This is a genomic window from Thiocapsa sp. (genome assembly GCF_022340925.1).
In the GTDB taxonomy this organism is placed as follows: domain Bacteria; phylum Pseudomonadota; class Gammaproteobacteria; order Chromatiales; family Chromatiaceae; genus Thiocapsa.
In genome coordinates, this window is the sequence record NZ_JAJDNA010000036.1 from 1 (window position 1) to 3,224 (window position 3,224).

The 3,224-nt window shown below is 64.2% G+C and carries 4 protein-coding genes; all 4 read left to right on the top strand.

Annotated elements, in window-relative coordinates:
- Positions 1–164 precede the first annotated feature (164 nt).
- Positions 165–1,007 carry an ABC transporter permease gene (locus LJE61_RS04790; RefSeq protein WP_296917625.1) on the top strand — a complete coding sequence of 281 codons (843 nt, stop codon included), beginning with the start codon at positions 165–167 and terminating at the stop codon, positions 1,005–1,007.
- A 36-nt stretch (positions 1,008–1,043) separates the two neighbouring features.
- Complete coding sequence (locus LJE61_RS04795; RefSeq protein WP_296917627.1) at positions 1,044–1,907, top strand: glycine betaine ABC transporter substrate-binding protein; 864 nt, start codon at positions 1,044–1,046, stop codon at positions 1,905–1,907.
- A gap of 88 nt (positions 1,908–1,995) precedes the next feature.
- Complete coding sequence (locus tag LJE61_RS04800) at positions 1,996–2,814, top strand: glycine/sarcosine N-methyltransferase (RefSeq protein ID WP_296917630.1); 819 nt, start codon at positions 1,996–1,998, stop codon at positions 2,812–2,814.
- Positions 2,811–3,224: SAM-dependent methyltransferase (locus LJE61_RS04805; RefSeq protein ID WP_296917631.1), on the top strand; the 414-nt coding region annotated here is incomplete at its 3' end. The genes LJE61_RS04800 and LJE61_RS04805, both read left to right, overlap by 4 nt.

A 3,224-nucleotide genomic window follows, 5' to 3' on the forward strand; every position in this document is an offset into this window, starting at 1 on the left:
AGAGCTGACACACCGGTGCGCGATCTGTTCGGCCTGCTCGCCGAGACGACGCTGCCGGCGCCGGTCGTGGATGACGCCGGTCGGCTGCAGGGGGTCGTCGTGCGGGCCTCCCTCCTGCAAGGGCTGGCCGAGCCGGTCAACGGCGATCCCGGAGCGCGCGCGAGGTGACAGCGATTCCTCGACTCCCTCTGGCCGAGTGGATCGACGCCGGTTTGGATGGCTTGACCGCGCAGTTCGCCGGCGGAACCAAGGTCATCTCCGATCTCATGGAAGGCGGGATCGAGCGGGCCGTCGACGCTCTCATGTGGCTGCCGCCCTGGCTCACCCTCGTACTGACCGCTCTCCTTGCCTGGCGGCTCGCCGGGGTCCGCACCGCGATCCTCGCCCTGCTCGGGCTGGCGCTGCTTTGGAACTTGGGGCTTTGGGAGCCGACCCTTCAGACACTCGTCATGGTGCTGATCGCGACCCTGATCGCCGTGCTCCTGGGGGCCCCGCTCGGCGTGCTCGCCGCCCTTTCGCCCGCCGCTTACCGGCTCATCTTCCCGGTCCTCGACTTCATGCAGACGATGCCAGCCTTCGTCTATCTGATCCCTGCGATCCCCTTCTTCGGGCTCGGGCCTGTCGCGGCGATCTTTTCCACCGTCATCTTCGCGATGCCGCCGGCCATCCGCCTCACGACGCTCGGCATCCGTCAGGTCCCGGCGGACCTGGTGGAGGCCGCCGACGCCTTCGGCGCGACATGGCGCCAGAAGCTGCTCAAGGTCCAGCTCCCACTGGCGGTTCCGACCATCATGGCGGGGATCAATCAGACCATCATGCTCGCCCTCTCGATGGTCGTGATCGCCGCCATGATCGGAGCAGAGGGGTTGGGCGGCGAGGTTTGGCGGGCGATTCAACGCAATGAGGCAGGGATGGGTTTCGAGGCGGGGATCGCGGTGGTCATCCTGGCCATGCTCCTCGATCGGATCACGCAGGGGATCGGCAAACGCAGCGCGGCCCATGCGTGATCAATCCGGGACACGCAGGAAGGAGGTGTCAAGACCATGATCACAAAAAAACTGTTTTTTGCCGCTGTCGCTGCCCTTCAGATCGCCGCGGCCCCAGCCTTCTCCGCGGAGAAGGGCGCGGTCGAGCTGGCTTATGTCGAATGGTCCAGCGAGGTGGCCAGCACGAATCTGGTCAAAGCGGTGCTCGAGGACATGGGATACGAGGTCAAGATCACCCCCGTTTCCGCCGCCGCCATGTGGCAGGCGGTGGGCAGCGGCGATGTCGACGGTGCCGTCGCGGCCTGGCTGCCGACTACCCACAAGCATTATCTCGAGCAGGTGGCCGACCGGGTCGAAGACCTCGGGCCCAATCTGGTCGGGACCCGGATCGGTCTGGTCGTGCCGGCCTATGTCACGATCGATTCGATCGAGGACCTGAACGCGCAGGCGGATCGGTTCGGCGGCAAGATCATCGGGATCGATCCGGGGGCGGGTCTGATGAGCAAGACCGAGCAGGTCCTCGAGGCGTATCAGCTCACCAACATGAAGCTGGTCGAGGGGACGGGACCCATCATGACCGCGGTGCTGGGCGACGCGATCGGCAAGGGCGAGTGGATCGTCGTTACAGGTTGGACGCCTCATTGGAAGTTCGCGCGCTACGATCTCAAGTACCTCGATGACCCCAAAGGCGTCTATGGCGGTGAGGAGGAGATCCACACCGTCGTGCGTCGTGGTTTGCAGGAGGACATGCCCGAGGTCTACGCCCTGCTGGACAGCTTCGCCTGGACCCCGGCCCAGATGGCCGAGCTCATGGTCCTGAACCAGGCGCGGCGCGCCAACCCGTTCAAGAACGCCCAACGTTGGATGGCGGAACACCCGGAGGCGGTTGCCGCCTGGAAGCGACCCACTAAGCGGAGGTAACGCTCGCGCGGCGACAAGGCCTGCGTCGTTGATCCGCCGGCGTCTTCTGCAACCGCAACCCTTCCGATCACGGGAGACAGGAGGTGACATGAAGCTCGAACGAACCACGCAAGACTACGGGGACAACCCACTCAGGGTGCGCGACACCAATCACTACCAGGCCGAATATATCCAATCCTTCGTCGAGAAATGGGATGAGCTGATCGATTGGGACGGCCGTGCCAAGAGCGAGGGAGACTTTTTCATCCGTCTGCTGCGCGAGCACGGTGCACGCAAGGTGCTGGACGTCGCGACCGGGACCGGCTTTCACTCCGTGCAGCTGCTGAAGGCCGGTTTCGAGGTCACCAGTGCCGACGGCAACCCGGTCATGCTGGCCAAGGCATTCGAGAACGCCCGCCGGCGCGAGAAGATCCTGCGAACGGTGCAGGCCGACTGGCGATGGCTCAACCGGGATGTGCACGACTATTACGATGCCGTTATCTGCCTGGGCAACTCCTTCACCCATCTTCACGACGAGAACGACCGCCGCAAGGCGCTCGCGGAGTTCTATGCCACGCTGCGTCACGACGGCGTCCTGATCCTCGACCAACGCAACTACGACGCCCTACTCGATCATCAGATCGCGCCTTCACACAACTATTACTATTGTGGCGAGAACGTCCGCGCCCAGCCGGAGCACGTCGACGAGACCCTGGCCCGCTTCCGTTACGAGTTCCCGGGCGACCACGTCTTCCACCTCAACATGTTTCCGCTGCGTAAGGGCTATGTCCGGCGAATCCTCAGAGAGGTCGGTTTCCAGCGCGTCACGACCTACGGGGACTTCAAGGAGACCTATCACGACAACGAGCCGGACTTCTTCATCCACGTCGCGGAGAAGCGTTACGTCGAAGGAGGTGAAGCACAGTGAGCACCGGGTACTCAACGGTTGTCGAGACCGCGCGCACCTACTACAACAGTGACGATGCCGATCACTTCTATTTCCACGTGTGGGGCGGAGAGGACATCCACATCGGCGTCTATGAAACCGCACACGAGGCGATCGCCGACGCCAGCCGCCGAACGGTGGAACGTATGGCCGCGCTGGTGCCGCGTCCGGGACCGGATACGCGGGTGCTCGACATGGGTGCTGGATACGGGGGCGCGGCCCGCTGGCTCGCCGGCCGCTTCGGCTGCCGTGTGACCGCGCTGAACCTGAGCGAAAAAGAGAACGCGCGCAACCGCGACATGAATCGCGCTCGGGGTCTCGACCACCTCATCGAGGTGCTAGACGGCAGCTTCGAATCCGTGCCGTACGCGGATGGCGCGTTCGATCTGGTC

Coding starts and splice junctions, on each gene's coding strand:
- LJE61_RS04795 (WP_296917627.1), top strand. CDS start 1,044: ATGATCACAAAAAAACTGTTTTTTGCCGCTGTCGCTGCCCTTCAGATC.
- LJE61_RS04800 (WP_296917630.1), top strand. CDS start 1,996: ATGAAGCTCGAACGAACCACGCAAGACTACGGGGACAACCCACTCAGG.